The following is a 204-nucleotide window of genomic DNA, read 5'->3' as shown; positions in this document are numbered from 1 at the left end:
ACGGGGTCACCGTGATGGTGCCTGCGATGGTCGGGTTGGCCGTGTTGTTCTGGGCCAGGAAGGAGGCGATGTCGCCGCCGCCGGAAGCCGCCAGGCCGATGGCCGTGTTGGAGTTGGTCCAGGAGAAGGTCGTGCCCGCCACGGGGCTCGTGAAGGTCACGGCCTGGGTGGCAGAGCCTGCGCAGAGCGTCTGGCTCGCCACGA

Annotated in this window: 1 protein-coding gene; it reads right to left on the bottom strand. The window is 69.1% G+C overall.

All coding sequences use genetic code 11. From position 1 onward, the window contains the following. The coding region (locus tag ABD937_RS23825) for a hypothetical protein (RefSeq protein ID WP_345258593.1) at positions 1-204 on the bottom strand (204 nt) is incomplete at both ends.

Origin of the sequence: Flaviaestuariibacter amylovorans (genome assembly GCF_039541815.1) — a bacterium.
GTDB classification, from domain to species: Bacteria; Bacteroidota; Bacteroidia; order Chitinophagales; family Chitinophagaceae; genus Flavisolibacter; species Flavisolibacter amylovorans.
This window is presented reverse-complemented; position numbering and strand designations above follow the sequence as displayed.